The 606-nt window shown below is 35.8% G+C and carries 2 pseudogenes; both read right to left on the reverse strand.

Annotated features, from left to right (window positions below):
• Nucleotides 1-203, reverse strand: a pseudogene (locus ABD917_RS08795) (hypothetical protein); the annotation flags it as partial.
• An 82-nt stretch (nt 204-285) separates the two neighbouring features.
• Nucleotides 286-606, reverse strand: a pseudogene (locus ABD917_RS08800) (hypothetical protein); the annotation flags it as partial.

Genomic DNA, 606 nt, shown 5'->3' on the forward strand with positions numbered 1-606 from the left:
TCATAAACACGACCAGTTTTTACAACATAAGCATTATCACCAACCCAGCAATTACCATCATGAGAGAGGTTGCTTTCATTCTCAATAAAGCCCCCCAGATCCCCAGCCTTTACATCAGCAAAGTCTTTTAAAGCTTTAATGCGATAAAGAGTTTGATTATCGAATACACGTGTCTCATTTGTGAGTGCAAACTTCTTTTGCATGGCACAATTCCTTTATAAGAAGATTCAATTTTTGAATGAAATGTTTTAAAGAAGGGCGCCCCCGCACCGCCCGCGTGTTTATTTAAGCAGCTTCAGTTATGGTTTTGTTATTATTACCAATATTATCATAAATTTTTTGATTGCCATTAACGATAGCATTGTCAGATATTTTTACTGAGTCAGAAACATATACATTATCAGAAACGACGGCATTATCGAAAACATGAGCAGCCCAATCAATACGAGCAGAGCCTAATATTTTTGCATTGCCATAAACAAAGCCCTTTACATAAGCATTATCAGCAATTTTCGCATTGTCATAGATTTTTGCATCAAAAATTATATTAGCTTTATTACAAACAAAGGCATTGCCATAAACTTGACCACGAACGATAGCATTGTC

This window comes from Bartonella pachyuromydis (genome assembly GCF_039543065.1).
Lineage (GTDB): Bacteria > Pseudomonadota > Alphaproteobacteria > Rhizobiales > Rhizobiaceae > Bartonella > Bartonella pachyuromydis.